Source organism: Paenibacillus sp. 453mf, from assembly GCF_900116105.1.
Lineage (GTDB): Bacteria > Bacillota > Bacilli > Paenibacillales > Paenibacillaceae > Paenibacillus > Paenibacillus provencensis.
On record NZ_FPAC01000001.1, the window covers coordinates 2770005 to 2786294 of the forward strand.

Here is a 16290-nt window from a genome sequence, read left to right on the forward strand (position 1 = left end):
AAAAAACACCCCCTGAAATCAGGGAGTGTTTACGGTTTATGTTAGTTCAGAAATTGTTGAACTGCTTGGCTCACCAGCTTGCCATCCGCTTTGCCTTTGACTTTAGGCAAAAGGGCTGACATAACTTTACCCATCTCGGCTTTCGAAGAAGCACCGGTTTCCTGGATGGTCTGCTGTACAATGACTTTAATTTCTTCTTCGGTAAGCTGTACGGGTAGATACTTGCTGATTATATCAATTTCCGCTTTGGCATTCGCCGCAAGTTCTGTGCGACCCGCTTTATCAAATTCTTGGAGGGCATCTTTGCGCTGTTTGATTTCACGACTGAGGATATCAAGCACTTCGTTGTCATCCAAAGTTCTTTTCAAATCTATTTCAAGATTCTTAATCGTCGAACGAACCAATCGAATGGTGGAGAGTGTGAACTTGTCCTGACTCTTCATCGCTTGCTTCATATCTTCGTTCAATCGTTCGCTAAGATTCATGTTGTTCTAATTCCTCCTAAAACTTTCTCTTACGAGCAGCCTCGGACTTTTTCTTGCGCTTTACGCTTGGCTTTTCATAATGCTTGCGTTTCTTCACCTCAGCCAAAACACCATCTTTAGCGATGGAACGTTTAAAGCGACGAAGTGCAGCATCAATAGTCTCGTTTTTGCGAACTTTAGTTTCAGACACCAGTTTTCCCTCCCTCCGACCAGACCGTCCAAGAGCATATAACACGGTTCATCAAACTTAATTATAGGTGAAAATTCGTTAGTGTGTCAACCTCTATAAGAACACCCGCTAAAAAAGTATATTTTGGGGTTCATTGGATCAATTACTTACCTCATTAAAACGAGGGATTTGAAACTATTTTTGACATAAACCATACCGTTTTTGAGCTTCATGGACTCTCGATTACAGCAACTTATAGTATTAATGAAAGGGGGGCTACCGATAGCAAACTCAGCTGTGAGATTTGGAAATACCCGTAAGAGCTCCGAGACGTGCACCGCCGAGAACATGGTAATGAAGGTGATGAACCGTCTGTTCACCATCCTTGCCACAATTGTTGATAAGGCGATATCCCGATTCAGCGATACCCAGCTGTCTAGCCGCTTCTTGAGCTGCCTTATGTATCTCCCCGATCAGAGCAAAGTCTTCCCCTTCCACCTCATTGATTGAAGCGATATGCTTCTTCGGAATCACGAGTACATGTGTCGGTGCTGCAGGCTGGATGTCATGGAACACAACAACCTGCTCATTCTCCAGCACTTTATTTGACGGAATTGTTCCTTCAACAATTTTACAAAACAAACAGTCCATAATTGTAACCTCCAAATAGGATTGAATTGGACAACCAAAATCCTTATGTATCCGACCAGATTGAACTAAAGAAACTATCAGTGAATATTCGATATAAGCTGAGCTTGCGGGATCGAAACCATGAGATCTTTAGTCCATTCTATCGAACAGACAAGTTTATCATACAAGTTCATGTCTCCCGTTTCAAGAATAGTTAGCAACAAGCTTGTAGACTCCATAATGTAGAACCTATATCTAGTTTTAATAATAAGATTCAACAGACTACTTTAACGAAATACTCAAATTTTATCCTGAAAATATTCGTCTCTTCCTACTAAGAAATACCCCCTGCTTAAGCAAGAGGGTATTTCAATGACTATATGCAAGTTAGATCGAATAGTGAGATTTTTAGTAAAAAGGCAGTAAGGAAATGGCTGAGAGTGCGAACAGAGGAAGAATCAGCCGATTAAAGCGGCGGCGTCTGCCATAACCAAATCCACCGTATGGAAAAAAACCTCTATAATCGCCGCACGGGGAAGGCATGCATCCACAATAAGCATTCATTCCATGAACAGGTGCTTGCTGATAAGTATCGCAGGTCATCGGTACGGCCAAATATACATTTTCATCGTCTACACTTTCCACGATGCCATCATGTACAGATCCATCCTCCATCCATACCGACACATAACGATATAGATGATCGGAACACATTTTCTTCTTATCTTGTTTCTCCATGTGATTAACGCTCCTCCTTAAGACATTGGACTCATACCCACAACATATTCAGAGCTGGGCGAATTGTCACTGATTTTAAGGAGAAAAATGAACATTTTACATAGATGAATCCATCCCATAACTTATCAAAAAGTTGAAATTTATTAATGGAATCAGATTACAGCTGTTCAATAGCCACTTTGGATCCGCTGCCGGCCTCCTCCGCCGGAATAACAATCAGCTTCCTCGCTAGTCTCGCCCGAAGCTCAGGTACGTGACTGATGACGCCGACGGCAAGCTGATCATTGTGAAGCTTCTCCAGAGACGTAATAACCGTATCAAGCAGCTCGGAGTCAAGCGTTCCAAACCCTTCATCGAGGAAAAAGAATTGGAGCGGATATTGTCCGCGGAGCTGGATCTGTGCTGACAGTGCTAGCGCTAAGGACAGAGAAGTCAGGAACGTCTCGCCTCCAGACAAAGTGGATACCGGACGCTTCACTCCGCCATTTGCATCATCAACAATGACAAAGCCACCGCCTGAATCCACTTCAAGCGCATAACGCTGTTTGGTCAAATAGCGCAGCCTTGCTGACGCATCTCTGCAGACCTGTATGAGCTGTTCTTCGGCAACATATTCCACGAATGTATTACCCCGGAATACCGATTGCAGCTTGGACAGCTGCTCGCCATACTGATTCAGCTCGCTGCGCCCTGCTTCAAGCTCCATCCAGCGCGTATGACGACGTGTAATATCCTCAAGATCCCGCTCTGCTCTGGCTTTTACCCGCATCGCTTCTTCATCCTGTGCTTTGGCACCGCGCAGCTGCTCACTCATGGACAGCCATTCTTCTTCTGTCAGCATGCTACCTTGCAGCTTATGCTCCAGATCTTTCAGCCGTAAAGTTAGTTCTTTCTCCCGTTCACGAAACTCCTGAACGGTATCTTCTGTTTTTTGAACCGCATCGGGAAGCATATAAGCTGCTCTTACTTCCCTGCCTTCTGTAAATGGTGAACCGCCAAGCTCTGTTTCGTACTTCTTCGATATAACTGCCAGCTGGTCCTGAATGGAGTCCGCTGCCTGCCTTGACATGACTGCCTGCTTCATCGCCTCCTGCTTCTTCAGCTCTGCTGCGACGAGCGCAGATTTGGCGGACCTCGCAGCCTCACGGATGTCAGACAGCCTTGATGCAGCAGCCTCTAGAAGAGACTCTACGCGTTCTTCCTGCACCAAATGGCGTAGACGCGCTTCCCGTTCCAGCAGCAGCTCCTTCTTGCCTTGCCATTCGGCCTTGAGCTGTACTCTTCGTTTATCAATGGAGGCCAGTTGCTGCTGAAGCTCGTTCATGGTGGATGCTTTCTCTTCAAGGAAGGATACGCTCTTATCCAGTCTGAGCTTGATCTCCTCCGCTGCAGCATCCCTCTCCTGAAGCGATTCGTACCTCTGCATCGCTTCCTCCGGTGCGATGCCAGGCCATTCACGCGCCCAATCTGCGCGAATGGCCTCGTACTCGGCGGTGTGCAGCTCGATGCGTGCTGCTGCCTCCGCCTGCTGGCTGATGCAAGCGTCATATGCCGCTTGCGCCAGCCATTTGCGCTGCCGCGCCGAGGCAGCGCGCGTCTCCTGCTGCGCGGCTTCCGTGCGCAGCGCAGTCAGGGAGGCGGCGAAGCGATCCGCCGCCTCGCGGTAAGTGCGGGTGCGCGCAGCATAATCGCGCACCACCGCATCCGGCGCCGCAGCAGCAAGCTCAGCTGCGGCGATCTCTGCCGCAGGCGCGGCTTCCGCCTGCGGGGCATGGACCGCGTGCACGTCCGCGGTCCCTGGGTCTTGCTGCGCGAGAAGTCCGCGCAGCTCATGCAGCTGCTCGCGCAGGCCGAGGCGGAGCTCGTAGAGCTCTGCCGAGATGACGCGCAGCTGCGCGAGGTCCTCTTCACGAGCATCGCCCGGCTCGTGAACAAGCTCCTGCGGGTTCGGGTGATGCACCGAACCGCAGACAGAGCATGGCACACCGTCTGTCAGCTCAGCTGCCAGACGTGCCGACAGATCCCTTCGCTCATTCTCTTTCAGTTCATTCCGCAAACGTTCTTCAAACCTACCTAGCTGCTCAAGCTCCCGATCAAGCTGATGTCCGCTGAGAGCAAGCGCCTCTTGAGCCTCTCGCAGCCGGATAGCCAGCTGCGCTTGCTCTTCAGCGAGCCTCACTTCCTCAGAAGTCGTCTGTTCCTGCTCTTCCTTTGCTCTGGTCAGCTTGAGATCGACCTGCTGGGCTTGCTTACGCGATTCATTCAGCCTCTCGGCAGCCGTATCGAGCTTATGCTTCCCGGATACGGCCCCCGATACTTCCTTTCTTTCCTGTGCTTTCACTTCACAGGATGCAAGACCGTCCTGCAGTTCCTTTCGTCTCTGCTGTCCGCGTGCATGAAGGTCTTGTTCTTTCACAAATGCCTGATGGGTTTGTTCATATAGAACCTCTTCAGCATTTCTCTGCTGCTCAAGCTTGGCTAAAGCTTTCTTTGCCGCATCTGTTTCCCGCTCCAGCTCCCGTGCTTGTTCAAGCTGCTCCAGCCGAACAAGCAGCTTAGGCTCTTCCTCAGTCAAGACTCTCGCAGCTTGGTGCTCTACTTGTGAACAGTCCAATGCGGCCTGCTCCCACTGATCAAGCTGTACCTTAGCCGCTTCCGCAGCTGCTTGACGTTTAACGGATTCAGTCTGTATCTTCTCAAGCTCCTCCAGGATTGGAATGAGACCTGCCGCTTTGGATGACAATTCAAGCTGCTTCTCAAGCTCTGTAATGTGAGCTTGCTGCTGGATCATTCCATCTAGAAGCTGCCGATATTTACTGCGCTCCAGCATTTGCTCTCTTATTTTTGCCATGCCTTCAGCTGCTGCTGTCAGCTCCTCAAGCTGCTTCCGGGCATTCTCGGCCACTAATACTGATTCACTGAGCTTGCTCTGCACCTCTTCCAAGGCCTCCTTGCTCGCAAGACCCAGTCCTTGCTGCTCCGCTTCCAGCGCTTTCAGTGCACTGTCGTTCTCTTTCACCTTGCGGCTCAGCTTGATCGCAAGCTGATCTCCATACTTCTCCAGATGAAACAGCCGCTGCAGCATTTGCCTGCGCTCCGCTCCTTTAAGGGATAGAAATTCCGCAAACTTGCCCTGAGGAAGAACTACAGCCCTTGTGAAATCATCCATTTTCAGACCAATCATCTCTTCTACAGCTCGATTGACCTCCGCAAGCTTGTCTGCCAGTACTTCCTCGCCTTCTTCCGTAACGGCAACAAAACGGCTCACCGTATTGCTGATCGATACTTCACCCGTTCGCTTGAACCTTCTGTCCACACGAAAATGCTGTACACCCTTCTCTGATTGCAGTTCAAAGCTGAAGGAAACATATAGCGTGTCCTCCGCCTGATTCATAATCCCCTGTGTTCCGTTCACGGCTCGTTCCACTTTACCGTACATAGCAAGAGTGATCGCATCGAGAATGGTAGATTTACCACTTCCCGTCGGGCCAAAAATTCCAAACAGCCCTGTTTCCGTTAATGTCCTGAAGTCAATTTCCTGTGCTTCACGGTAGCTCTGCAAACCAGACAGCTTCAATTTGACAGGTCTCATGACACAGCCCCCTCTTCACCTTCCGCTGACAACTCCTCCTCATTGACCAGTTCGAGAAACAATCGAACCAGACTGTCATCGGGTACTGCTCCCCCGGTTTGGCGCTGGTAAAATCGGCGGAACACCTCATGCACAGGCAGCTCAGAACGAGCTGCACGCAGCTCCTCAGTCAGCATTTCCGGGTATACCGGACGGATATGGATAATTCCCTCTCGCGCCTTGCGAAGCTTTTGAATCTCTCCGAGAGACATCGCCTCACTCAGAGAAATCTCCAGATCGATATAGGCATTCGCGTCTCTGCCCTCCTCCAGCCATTGATACACTTGTGCGAGCCCTTCCTGGGCCTTCCATCGTACAAGTGGCTTGCCGCTACTCAGATAAACCTCTCTAGCTGAGGGCATGCCTCCGGGAGCAACATCAACCATGACAACGGATTTGGTCTGTCCGGATTCAGAGAAGCTGTAGGCGAGCGGAGATCCGCTGTAACGTATCATCCCTTCACCCTTGACCGCTTGCGGCCGGTGTAAGTGTCCGAGCGCAGTATACTGCGCGCCTATGGCAAGTGCTGAAGGATCCACCGTGTAAGCTCCGCCTACCTGAATGGGTCTTTCCGAGTCGGATTCAAGGCCGCCCAGGACATAGATGTGACTCATTGCCAAATTAACAGTGTCCTGCCGAAATGAACGGCCCAGATGCCGCATCAGTTCGCCGACACGTTCACTATATGCCTTACGCATGCCTTGCTCTTCAGCGTCATCTGTGAGCAGCTCGTTTAACCTTGACTCAGAAGGATAAGGGAGTGCCGCGACTTTTGCGACTTCCCCCGTTCTCGCGGCATTAACCGTTATAATCTCGGATGTTGGCAAGCCAACCAGCGTAATGCCTCTATTGTTTACCAAAGGAGAGACCGAAGCGACACGCTCCGGCTGATCGTGGTTCCCCGCAATGACCACGAGAGGTCTTCCTCCTGACGTAAGACGGGCACAGGCATCGTAGAACAGCTGCTCTGCAGCCGCCGGCGGATTGACGGAATCATACACATCTCCCGCCATTAGTATGACGTCCGCCTGCTGATCATCCGCAAGAGTGACCAGCTCGTCTACAAACGCCTCCTGCTCTTTAAGCCTGCCTCTGCCTTCCAGCATCTTACCGAAATGCCAATCCCCCGTATGCAATATCCGCATATTGTATCTCTCACTCCTTTACGCCGCATTTCTAGAGCTTCACTGCCGTATCCGCATCAAAGAAATAAAGCCATTTTTCATCAATTTCGTAATCCAAAATATCTTTTAACGCTCTTGCATAGAGATCAAGCTGAAAACGGTAGCCATCCGCCAGCTGTGCAACCCCGCCCCTATGCTCAAGCACCTTGTCTGTCTTATAGTCCAGCAGCACACGCTTGCCATCCACCTCATACAAACAGTCAACGATACCACGAATCAATACCGTTTCCTGACTGAGCTCGCTCTGCAGCCTCCAGTCCTTCTCATGTGAGATAGGCATGAACAAACCTTCATCCGTCTCATCCGCGGGAAGTCCGTAGCTGAACGGCATCTCCCTTCTGATCCATGCTGCTCTTGTCAGCTGTAGTCCGGGCTCACTCTCGTAGAACCTGAGTATTTGTTCAGGCTCAACGGCCTCTGCTTGATGGGGCAACAGAATATTCATCTCAATCAATCTTCCGATCGTCTCCTTAATCAGATCAAGACTCATCCCTGTCAACATCGGCATATGCTGCATAATGGTGTGATACACCGTACCTCTTTCGGTAGGTGTGAGCAGGGTCTCGCTCATAAATTTCGGCCGCCGCAGATGGAGTGTTTCTCTGGACTCTGGGCGAGCACCGTAGAGCTCCATTTCGTCCATCCACTCCAGCGAAGGACGATCCTGTGCTGCCAGCAGTGCCTTCATCTCGGTAACAGACGTGCTGGCTGGTGTCTTCGCTGCTGCCATATATGGATACGTCCATGAGAGAACATGATTAATCATCTGAGCTGTTTCGACCTTCTCTTCCAGCTTGGACAACACAGGTCTGCGCTCCATAAGTGCGGTTTTGCGATGCATCCGTTCCTCATCTATTCCTTCTTCATCAGGGAGAACTCCACTGCTTAAGCCTTGAACCGCATAGCTAGGCGTGATAGAAACGATCCAACGCGACGGATCATCACTGAAGATCCGGTGAGGCATACTGCCCACATTCTCCATTCCAGCCATTTCCCGAAGCGGCTCCCCGTCTGGATGACGGAATAAGGCCGGGCCTAACCAGTCCATATAGCTTCTTCCTGAAGCAAGAAGGGTTTCCGGCAGCAGCATGGTTGAGAGATCCTTGATCTGGGACCAGGCAAGTGCCCGGGCAGCTGCATCCTTGACTGTACCGATAAGAATCATCTTTTCCTTGGGACGAGTCAGCGCAACGTACAGCACTCGCATCTCCTCAGCCAGCAGTTCAGCATGCGCACGACGGCGGATCGCCAGATTGGCAAGTGTCGGATAACCGACCCGATGGGCTTCATCAATGAATCTCGGACCAAAGCCAAGCTCCTTATGCATCATGAAGGGAGAGTTCAAATCTTGCTGATTGAACATTTTGGACATCCCTGCTACAAACACGATCGGAAACTCGAGACCTTTGCTTCGATGGATCGTCATAATGCGCACGGCTTGATCTGTATCCCCCGTACCACTGACCGTACCGAGATCACCGCCATGGTCCTTCAGCCTGGCAATGAACGTAAGAAAACGGAACAAGCCCCGATGGGAAGTCGAGTTCTCGTATTGCTTGGCCCGATCATATAGCGCCTGTAGATTGCGGCTGCGCTGCGTTCCGCCTGGAAGACCCACGACCCAGTCTAGATAACCTGTGTCTTGGTAGATCCTCCAGATCAGCTCGCTCAAGCTTCCATTACGTGCATCATGCCGCCATTGCTCAAGCCACCCGCTAAACTCCCGAAGCTTACTTACTAGCGCTTCACTAGCCGCAGGCTCACCTCCATGCAGAGGATGATCTTGAATCTCTTCCCCAGCCTTAGTTGTATCCTGCAAAGCAGCTGACAGTTCGTTTACTAATCGTTCTGGTGATGGTTCTGCAATAAATCCATCTGTAAGATCTTCAATACGATCTTCTGTATCATCTATCGTCTCTGTCGCTGCACTAGCCTCTCTGAGAGCGAACTCCATTTCCAGCTGTGCTGCTTGCCGTTCACTGCTCTCACTGATGTCAGGATCCGAATAGACTGTAGACGACGTACCGGCCGAATTGCCTGCATCTGTAATGGTCTTCATCATTGCATCGTAGAATGACATATTTTTACCGGACAGACGAACCAGAGCAAGCTCCTCTTCATCCAGCCCTACAATAGGAGATCGAAGAACGGAAGCCAGCGGAATATCCTGCTGGGGATTATCTACGATTTGCAGAAGTGACAGCATGATTTCTACTTCCGTAGCTTCAAAGAAGCCCTTGCTCTGATCACCGGTTACGGGAATTCCTTCCCGTTTCAGCACTTCCATCATGAGAGGTGTCCATATTCTGGCTGATCGCAGTAAGATAACGATATCTCCGTACTTCGCGGGTCTCATGAGCTTGGTATGCTTGTCATAGATTTGCGTAGCTTCTCCCGAGCTGCCGACCATCTGGTGAATCCGAGCGGCAATATAGGAAGCCTCCAGCTCCGCCGTTTCCATCTCCAGCTGTTCAACCTGTTCAGATGCATCTGCCAGCTCGCCTTCTATTGCCTCAGCGTCTTCCGAGGAGCCTGTTCCAGCACGATCAATGAGTACAAGCTCTGGTGTATAATCTTCTGCCGATTCGGATGTCTCTGGAAACGAGGCGCCAAAGGACAGTGCGGCTGCATCATCGTATTCAATCTCAGCTACACCGGCATTCATAATCTGCCTGAACAGCATATTGACTGCATCGACTACTTCCTTGCGGCTTCTGAAATTGCGTGCCAGATCAATTCGCAGACCTTCCCTACCTCCGTCATGGTCATACCTTCTGTATTTATCCAAGAACAAGCCTGGTTCTGCCAGACGAAAGCGGTATATGCTCTGCTTGACATCACCGACCATGAACCTATTCCCAGGATTCTCACGGGAAATGAGGCTGACAATATCCTCCTGAACCGTATTGGTATCCTGATATTCATCCAGAAGCACTTCGTCAAACTGCTGTCTGTATTCCATAGCTGCATCAGAAGGGTACGATTGCTCCGGAGTTGAATCCACATGACGCAGGATCCGGAGCGCATAATGCTCCAGATCACTGAAATCAACGACTCCTTTTGCTTGTTTTTCTCGAGTGAATCGTTCGCCGAATAAGATGACGATCTCGGCAAGCTTTTTCATAAGTGGCGCTATCTTCGATAGTTCGCTAAGAAATTGCTCTGGTGTTCTGCCGAACATGACCGATTTCAGCTCGGTCACGGTCTTCTTCACCGATTCTCTCAGATCCTTCGCCCTCTCCTGAAGACCCGGATCAGCCTGACCTTTACGCACCGATTTGAGCTTCCCGAAGGCGGAGCTGCTAAACACATCATATAATTCTGACCATGATCCGTTTCGAACGTGGTTTAATAGCCGCTCTACCATCTCCAAATCCTCGGTAAAGGTCTCGGCGTAAGCTGCCGGTCCCTCTGGCTCCTGTGCAATATCAAGCGCCTGCTTGAGCTGATCTGACGCTCCGCCCAGAGCCAGCTCCGCATCTCTCATAATGCTTGCGACCCACTCCGTCTTGCTCAGCTCTTCCAATGACCGAACCTCAAACGCGGCTGCCATCTCCGACAGCCAGTGTTCGGGCCATGAATGACTGCGGGCAAAATCATACAGTCTTTGGACAAGTCCATACATGGCATCATCGCTTCGTTCTCCGCTGAACCAATCAACAAGCCTGCGAAAATCGCTTCCTTCCCCTTCTTCTCCGTACTTTTCTTCAAATAGTTCCATCAGCAGCTCCTGACGCATAAGCTCTGCTTCGTATTCGTTCAAAATTCGAAATGTTGGATCCAAGGGAATCAGCTGATAATATCTCCGAATGATCTCCATACAGAAGGAATGGAGTGTGGTAATCGGTGCTCTACCAAGCAGAGTCAGCTGTCTGGCAAGATGCTCGCTGCCTGGACTCTGCTCAAGCGCCGTTTCCAATGCATCACGAATCCTCTCCCGCATCTCAGACGCCGCTGCCTTGGTAAACGTCGCAATCAGCAGCCGGTCCACGCTGTACCCTGCTTCAGGATCTGATATTTTACGAATGATCCGCTCGACAAGCACAGCGGTCTTACCTGAGCCCGCGGCAGCAGCCACGAGCATGTCTTCTCCGGAAGAAGCAATCGCCTTCCACTGATCGTCGCTCCAGAAGCTTCCTTCCGGCTTTGGAATCATGTTCATACCGGTTCTCCTCCTTCCCTGTTAAATAAATCCCAAGCCTGGTTCTTGCCCGGTCTCTTGAGTAAATTGTATTCACTGCCTGGCATGCTCTCATCAAACTGGCATACCGATTTTAATGGACAAAACGTACATGCACTTTGCTGCTGCATGCGATAAGGAGATATTGATACATCTCCATTTGTTATCCGTGTTCCAATATCTTGAATCGTTCCGCGTACGGAGCTCAGCAGCATGTCCCACTGTTCCTCTGTCGCGACAGACGAGCTGCTGTAGAATCCACCATCCGTCTTCACAGCTACCGGAAGGATTGAGGAGTATCCTTTTTCCAGGGAGGTATCCATCTTCCCGATAACTTCACGATCAGCGAGCAGTAGTCCCTTCATCTTAAAACGCTTAAGCAGCTCCTGTTCGGCTTGTTCGGCTCCCATGCCATTGGCAGATTGAAGGAGAGGATTATGCACATGAAAATAGAGCACGCCCGCAGGATGAGCCTCTGCTCCGATCCACTCCTCCGCGTAAGTCAGCAGTACATCCAGATAAGTGAGCATCTGCAGCGACAGACCATAAAACACCTCATGCAGCTTCAGATCGGTCTGGCTGGATTTATAGTCAATAACCCGAAGTAATATTTCGCCATCTTCTCCTTCGGCTACATCTACCCGGTCAATTCGGCCGACAATTTGCATCACAACGCCGTTATCCAGTGTAAATGACAGCGGCGGCAGCGGCTTGTCTGGACCAAAATCCAGCTCCAGCGCCAGCGGCTCAAAGCTGCCCCTTCTGGACTGCTCGCCCAATATAATGGAAGCACGGCTTACGATGTTTTTGAGCTTGCGATAAATATATCCATAACGCTGTGTACTCAGCAAAATTTCACCTTGCAGCTGAGGCGCTAATACATCGACCGTTTCCTCTGCATAGGAAACGCACTCTTCACGGCTGAGATTAGCCCAGCTTAAGTTCTGCTCCTTCAGCTTCATCGCCATTTTGCTTAGAGCCGCATGGAACAGCTGCCCGATATCTGGCGCCTTAAGACGATATACTTGTCTCTCTTTCAGCTTCAGCCCGAACGAAACAAAATGAGAGAAAGGACATAACGCAAAGCGTTCCATACGGGAAACGCTGGTCTTGAGCTGTGTTCCATACAGCTTGAAGCTCGTTTCCTTCGTAAGATTGCGGGTACGGTTCTTATAGAACACGGATTCGAGCATTCGTTCAAGTCGAAGCTGCATTTCCGGATGTGTGAGGTACCAGTTATATACTTCCCACCAGGACTCCTCAATGTTCTTTCCTCTGCGCCATTCCCGAAGCTCGCCAATCAGATAGGACATCGTCAGTTCAGGACGAAGCAGGAAACTTGCCTGCTCCTTCCAATCGGGGGCTTGTTCTGGCCGAGAGAGGAGCAAGCGCTCCTCCAGCCCAGGAAACATCCGCTTCAAATGGCGAATCATTTCTGAAGGATGGAGCGACTTGCCGTCTTCATCTGCAAGAGGATAGCTGATCCATAGTCTGTGGCTGGCCTGGGTGAAGGCAGCATATATTAAGAAGCGTTCATCCAGCATTTTACGTGTCACGTCTGGCCCGAGCTGCATGCCATAGTCCGTAAGAACAGCTCTTTCAGAAGCGGTTAGAACCCCTTCCTCCTGCTGGATTTGAGGCATGGCGCCGTCTGTTGCGCCCAGGATAAATACATGACTGACCTTTCCTGTTCTCGATCGATCCAGACTTCCTATAAGCACTTGATCCAGTGCCGGAGGAATCAATCCCAGCTTCAGCTCGGCTAGTCCAGTCTCTACAACCCCTGCAAACAGCTCGGCATCCAAATGCTCGGTGCCCATCATTTCAACGACTTGATCCAGCAAATCCAGAACGGCGGTCCATATCCCGCGATGCTCGCGCGCCTGCTCAGGACTTCCTTCCTCAAGCGCCTTGCTGCTCAGCGCATCCAGCTTACGGGCAATATCTGCATCCTCCAGCAGCTTGAATAGAGCGATACATTGCTCCTTCGCGTTCTTTGCTTTTTTGAATCTCTTCTCAAAGGTATACAATGGAGACACTATCGTTTCACGACAATTCTCCATTAATTGCAGGAACCTGCTGCGATTACGTTCAGAACCGGTTGGTTCATCTTCTTCGAGGGACAAACTCGGCACTCCCTTCCACGGCTTGCCATCTGTCCATCTGTAGCCGGAAATTCCGGTCGCCAGCACGTAGTTCTCCAGCATATCCATGTCGTATCGACTTACGGTCCCATCCAGCGGCAGCAGCAGATCCGTCTTCACCGCGCGGAATACATCCTCATACTTCCATCGTCTATTGACGACATCCAGGGCCGACCTTATAAACTCGGCAAGCGGATGATGCAGCTCATCCCTGCGCTCATCCAGGAAGTAGGGCACTTCGTAATCCTTGAACAAGGGTGCAACAATATGCCCATAATCGCCCAGATTTCGGACAAGGACTGCCATATCCCGGTAACGAACCCCTTCTTCTCTTGCCAAACGTCTGATTTCTCGCAGCACTCCTTCGACCTCAGCTCTGCTGTTCTCGGCTGCGAAAATATTAATCCCTTCATGACCTGCATCCTTCATAAGGACGCGACGAGCCTCGAAGCCAGCTTCCAAATGCGCAAGCGCCGAAGAAGCATAACGAGGTGAGAGCGCCGGAGATAAATGAGTTGTACTAAATCCCGCTGCTGTATCTTCAGCGATCCCTTTTAACTTGACATAAGACATACCTGCAGAATAGAACAAGTTCATTTCATTCGGCATATGCAATGCATCATAAGGCTTGTCCAGGGTGAGCGATATGGTCACGGAGCTCGCGTTCAACAGCAATTGTCTGATGACGGTGAGCTCCTGTGGCGTAAAGCTGCGGAAGCCGTCAATCCAAACGTCAGCCTGCCTCACATATTCCGAGGAAGGAATTCTGTCTGCCAATTTGTCCAGTGTATCTTCTTCATCCATATATAGTCTCGATACTTCTTCCTCGAAGTCCTGGTATACAGTCAAAATATCATGCATCTTGTGGTGCAGAATTGTACCTGCTCCGGGCACCTCTCTCACTCGCTCAAGCTCTTCCTTCAAAGATTGTTCCTGGGTTCCGTATCGCTTCATTTCCGCATACAGAGAACTCAATTGATGGGCAAATCCCATTTGTGTACCCGATGCAGAAAAAATCTTAAGCTCATCCTTGCGCTTCTGCATTATTTTGTAGAGCAGCATTTTCTTGCCTTCTGCCCGAATTGGAATGAGTGCAGATCCTCCTGTTTCCTGCATCACTCTCAAGCTGAGCCTGCGAAAATCAAGCACTTGGGCCCGGACGGAGCCATTCACGCCATGAGAACGAATCATTTCGGTTTCTGCCTGGAAGGATGCCTGTTCCGGAACGATAAGAATTATAGGGCTACCTGCAGGGTTCTCACGAAGCTGGGCTGTAATTTGATTGATAATAGCCGTGCTTTTTCCACTACCGGCTCGTCCAATCATCATATGAAGCGGCATTTATTGAATTCCTCCCTTTTAATTCTCGAACTACATCATCAGCATACTGACATGTATGTATTTGAAGTCAGACTTTTCCTCCTAAAAAGATCAACAGAGGCTTGTAAATGACCAATATAACTAAGATATACAACTTATAAATTTCAAAATAAATGAAACAAAAAACCTTATAGAGTCTAAGCACAAGTATAACATATCTCATTCTACAGGAACATGCGTTTGGTAATTCCAGTAAGTCAAACCATGCTAAAATTCTTCCAATACAATCAAGCTTGCAATCTTCTACCAGCATCCAATTAATCATCGCTCCATCAACATACGTATAGTAAAAAAGCATCCGCACACTCTTTCTTCAAAGAGAATACGGATGCTTCATGCTGCAGCTGGTCTTAGCTTAATTTATACCGGATGGCGTTTTTGATCGAACCTCGAAGATGGCAAATTTCAAATAATGCCCCTCTTCCACACCCAAAATTTGAGGATGGTCTTTACCGGCAGCGCGCCAATCTACGAGCCTTAGTACTTTCCCTGCATCGGCTGCAGCATCCTGAATCGTTTCAAGGAACAAATCGGGACGCATATGGTACGAACAGCTTGCCGTTACAAGATAACCGCCTTCATTAACGAGCTTCATGCCGTGCAGATTGATATCCTTGTAGCCGCGAACAGCTCCTTTAACTGCCCCTCTTGTCTTGGCAAAAGCAGGAGGATCCAGGATGACAACATCAAAGGTACGTCCACCTCCGGCCGTCATGGCAAGCGAGGTATCTACCTTCTTGTCTCCTTTTGCCCTTGCAGCACGTTCCTCCAAGCCTTTAACCTGATTTCTCAGATATTGAAAAGCATCATCAATTACAAATTCAACACGGTCCTCAAAGCCGTTCAGCTTCACATTATCCCTGGCACTTTCAATCGCGTGCTCCGAAATGTCAAGACAGGTCACCCGCTTAGCTCCAAACTTGCAGGCATTTAGTGTAAAGCTGCCTGTATGGGAGAAGCACTCCAGTACATTTGCACCATCCCAATAAGGGAAGGTTACCACTTTACCACTCTTGTTGATCGGAGCGAGCGTCTTCACACCGTCTTGCTCCACCTCTTGGATCGTAATTCCACTTCTGCCGCCCCAGCCTGTCATCAGCGGTTCTATCGCTGCCCGGTTCTCCCGCTGATCGAAGAAATAGCCCGTCTTTTGTCCCTGCTCTATATCAACCTTTATTTTAAGTCCGTTTTCCGTCACCGTTACATGTCTTGGACATTCTCCATATAGCAGTCCTTTGACTTGATCAAGCCCCTCGAGTTCCCTTACACTGACATCGCTTCGCTCATAGATGCCCTTGGGCTGTACAACTTCGACCAAAGCCTCGACAATTGCCTCACGGCACAGATCCATACCCAGAGTCAGTATCTGAACGACAAGCACATCGCCGAATCGATCCACAACTAGCCCAGGAACAAAATCTGCCTCTCCGTAGATTAGACGGTAAGCATCTCCGCCAGTAACAAAGCGGACACGATGCCGCAGAGCTTGATCAAATTTGCGAACAAAAAAGGCTTTGTCCATTGTCGTGACCGGTTCATAGGAAACGACTCGAACGGTAATTTGGGAAGCCGGATTATAGTATCCGGTTGCCAAATAACGGCCTTGATGATTCTTTACCTCCACCAGTTGCCCTGGTTCCGCATTTCCTTCTACCGACTCAATCTCATTTTTGTAGATCCAAGGATGTCCCTGCTCCACTCTTTTTTTACGGCTCTTTGTAAGAATAACCGATGCCAAAATGCTTACAA

9 protein-coding genes are annotated in these 16290 nt (G+C 49.8%); all 9 read right to left on the reverse strand.

The window, feature by feature from the left end:
- Positions 1-41: 41 nt before the first annotated feature.
- The 9 genes from BM415_RS13155 to BM415_RS13200 all read right to left on the reverse strand — a co-directional run bounded on the left by BM415_RS13155 (position 42) and on the right by BM415_RS13200 (position 16279).
- Complete coding sequence (locus BM415_RS13155; RefSeq protein WP_091158623.1) at positions 42-485, reverse strand: GatB/YqeY domain-containing protein; 444 nt, start codon at positions 483-485, stop codon at positions 42-44.
- Positions 486-501: 16 nt separating this feature from the next.
- Positions 502-675, reverse strand: a complete 174-nt coding sequence (gene rpsU, locus BM415_RS13160) for a 30S ribosomal protein S21 (RefSeq protein WP_005547957.1) — start codon at positions 673-675, stop codon at positions 502-504.
- 270 nt (positions 676-945) lie between these two features.
- A complete protein-coding gene (locus BM415_RS13165; RefSeq protein WP_091158624.1) occupies positions 946-1305 on the reverse strand; it encodes a histidine triad nucleotide-binding protein in 360 nt (119 codons plus the stop codon).
- 387 nt (positions 1306-1692) lie between these two features.
- A complete protein-coding gene (locus tag BM415_RS13170) occupies positions 1693-2022 on the reverse strand; it encodes a hypothetical protein (RefSeq protein WP_091158626.1) in 330 nt (109 codons plus the stop codon).
- 157 nt (positions 2023-2179) lie between these two features.
- Positions 2180-5614 carry an AAA family ATPase gene (locus BM415_RS13175; protein ID WP_091158627.1) on the reverse strand — a complete coding sequence of 1145 codons (3435 nt, stop codon included), beginning with the start codon at positions 5612-5614 and terminating at the stop codon, positions 2180-2182.
- Positions 5611-6798, reverse strand: coding sequence for an exonuclease SbcCD subunit D (locus BM415_RS13180; protein ID WP_091158629.1), 1188 nt, complete (start codon positions 6796-6798; stop codon positions 5611-5613). Before BM415_RS13180 ends, BM415_RS13175 begins: the two co-directional genes overlap by 4 nt.
- A gap of 31 nt (positions 6799-6829) precedes the next feature.
- Positions 6830-10999: a helicase-exonuclease AddAB subunit AddA gene (addA, locus tag BM415_RS13185; RefSeq protein ID WP_091158630.1), complete on the reverse strand. Its 4170-nt coding sequence runs from the start codon at positions 10997-10999 to the stop codon at positions 6830-6832.
- A complete protein-coding gene (gene addB / locus BM415_RS13190) occupies positions 10996-14502 on the reverse strand; it encodes a helicase-exonuclease AddAB subunit AddB (protein WP_091158632.1) in 3507 nt (1168 codons plus the stop codon). The genes addA and addB overlap by 4 nt, the downstream gene beginning before the upstream one ends.
- Before the next feature lie 394 nt (positions 14503-14896).
- Positions 14897-16279 (reverse strand): class I SAM-dependent rRNA methyltransferase, encoded by a 1383-nt coding sequence (locus BM415_RS13200; protein WP_091158635.1) that lies wholly within the window; start codon positions 16277-16279, stop codon positions 14897-14899.
- Between the last annotated feature and the right edge of the window lie 11 nt (positions 16280-16290).

Excerpts from the sequence above, each read along its gene's own strand:
- BM415_RS13155 (WP_091158623.1), bottom strand. The coding sequence starts at position 485 with ATGAATCTTAGCGAACGATTGAACGAAGATATGAAGCAAGCGATGAAG.
- BM415_RS13165 (WP_091158624.1), bottom strand. The coding sequence starts at position 1,305 with ATGGACTGTTTGTTTTGTAAAATTGTTGAAGGAACAATTCCGTCAAAT.
- BM415_RS13170 (WP_091158626.1), bottom strand. The coding sequence starts at position 2,022 with ATGGAGAAACAAGATAAGAAGAAAATGTGTTCCGATCATCTATATCGT.
- BM415_RS13175 (WP_091158627.1), bottom strand. The coding sequence starts at position 5,614 with ATGAGACCTGTCAAATTGAAGCTGTCTGGTTTGCAGAGCTACCGTGAA.
- BM415_RS13180 (WP_091158629.1), bottom strand. The coding sequence starts at position 6,798 with ATGCGGATATTGCATACGGGGGATTGGCATTTCGGTAAGATGCTGGAA.
- addA (WP_091158630.1), bottom strand. The coding sequence starts at position 10,999 with ATGAACATGATTCCAAAGCCGGAAGGAAGCTTCTGGAGCGACGATCAG.
- addB (WP_091158632.1), bottom strand. The coding sequence starts at position 14,502 with ATGCCGCTTCATATGATGATTGGACGAGCCGGTAGTGGAAAAAGCACG.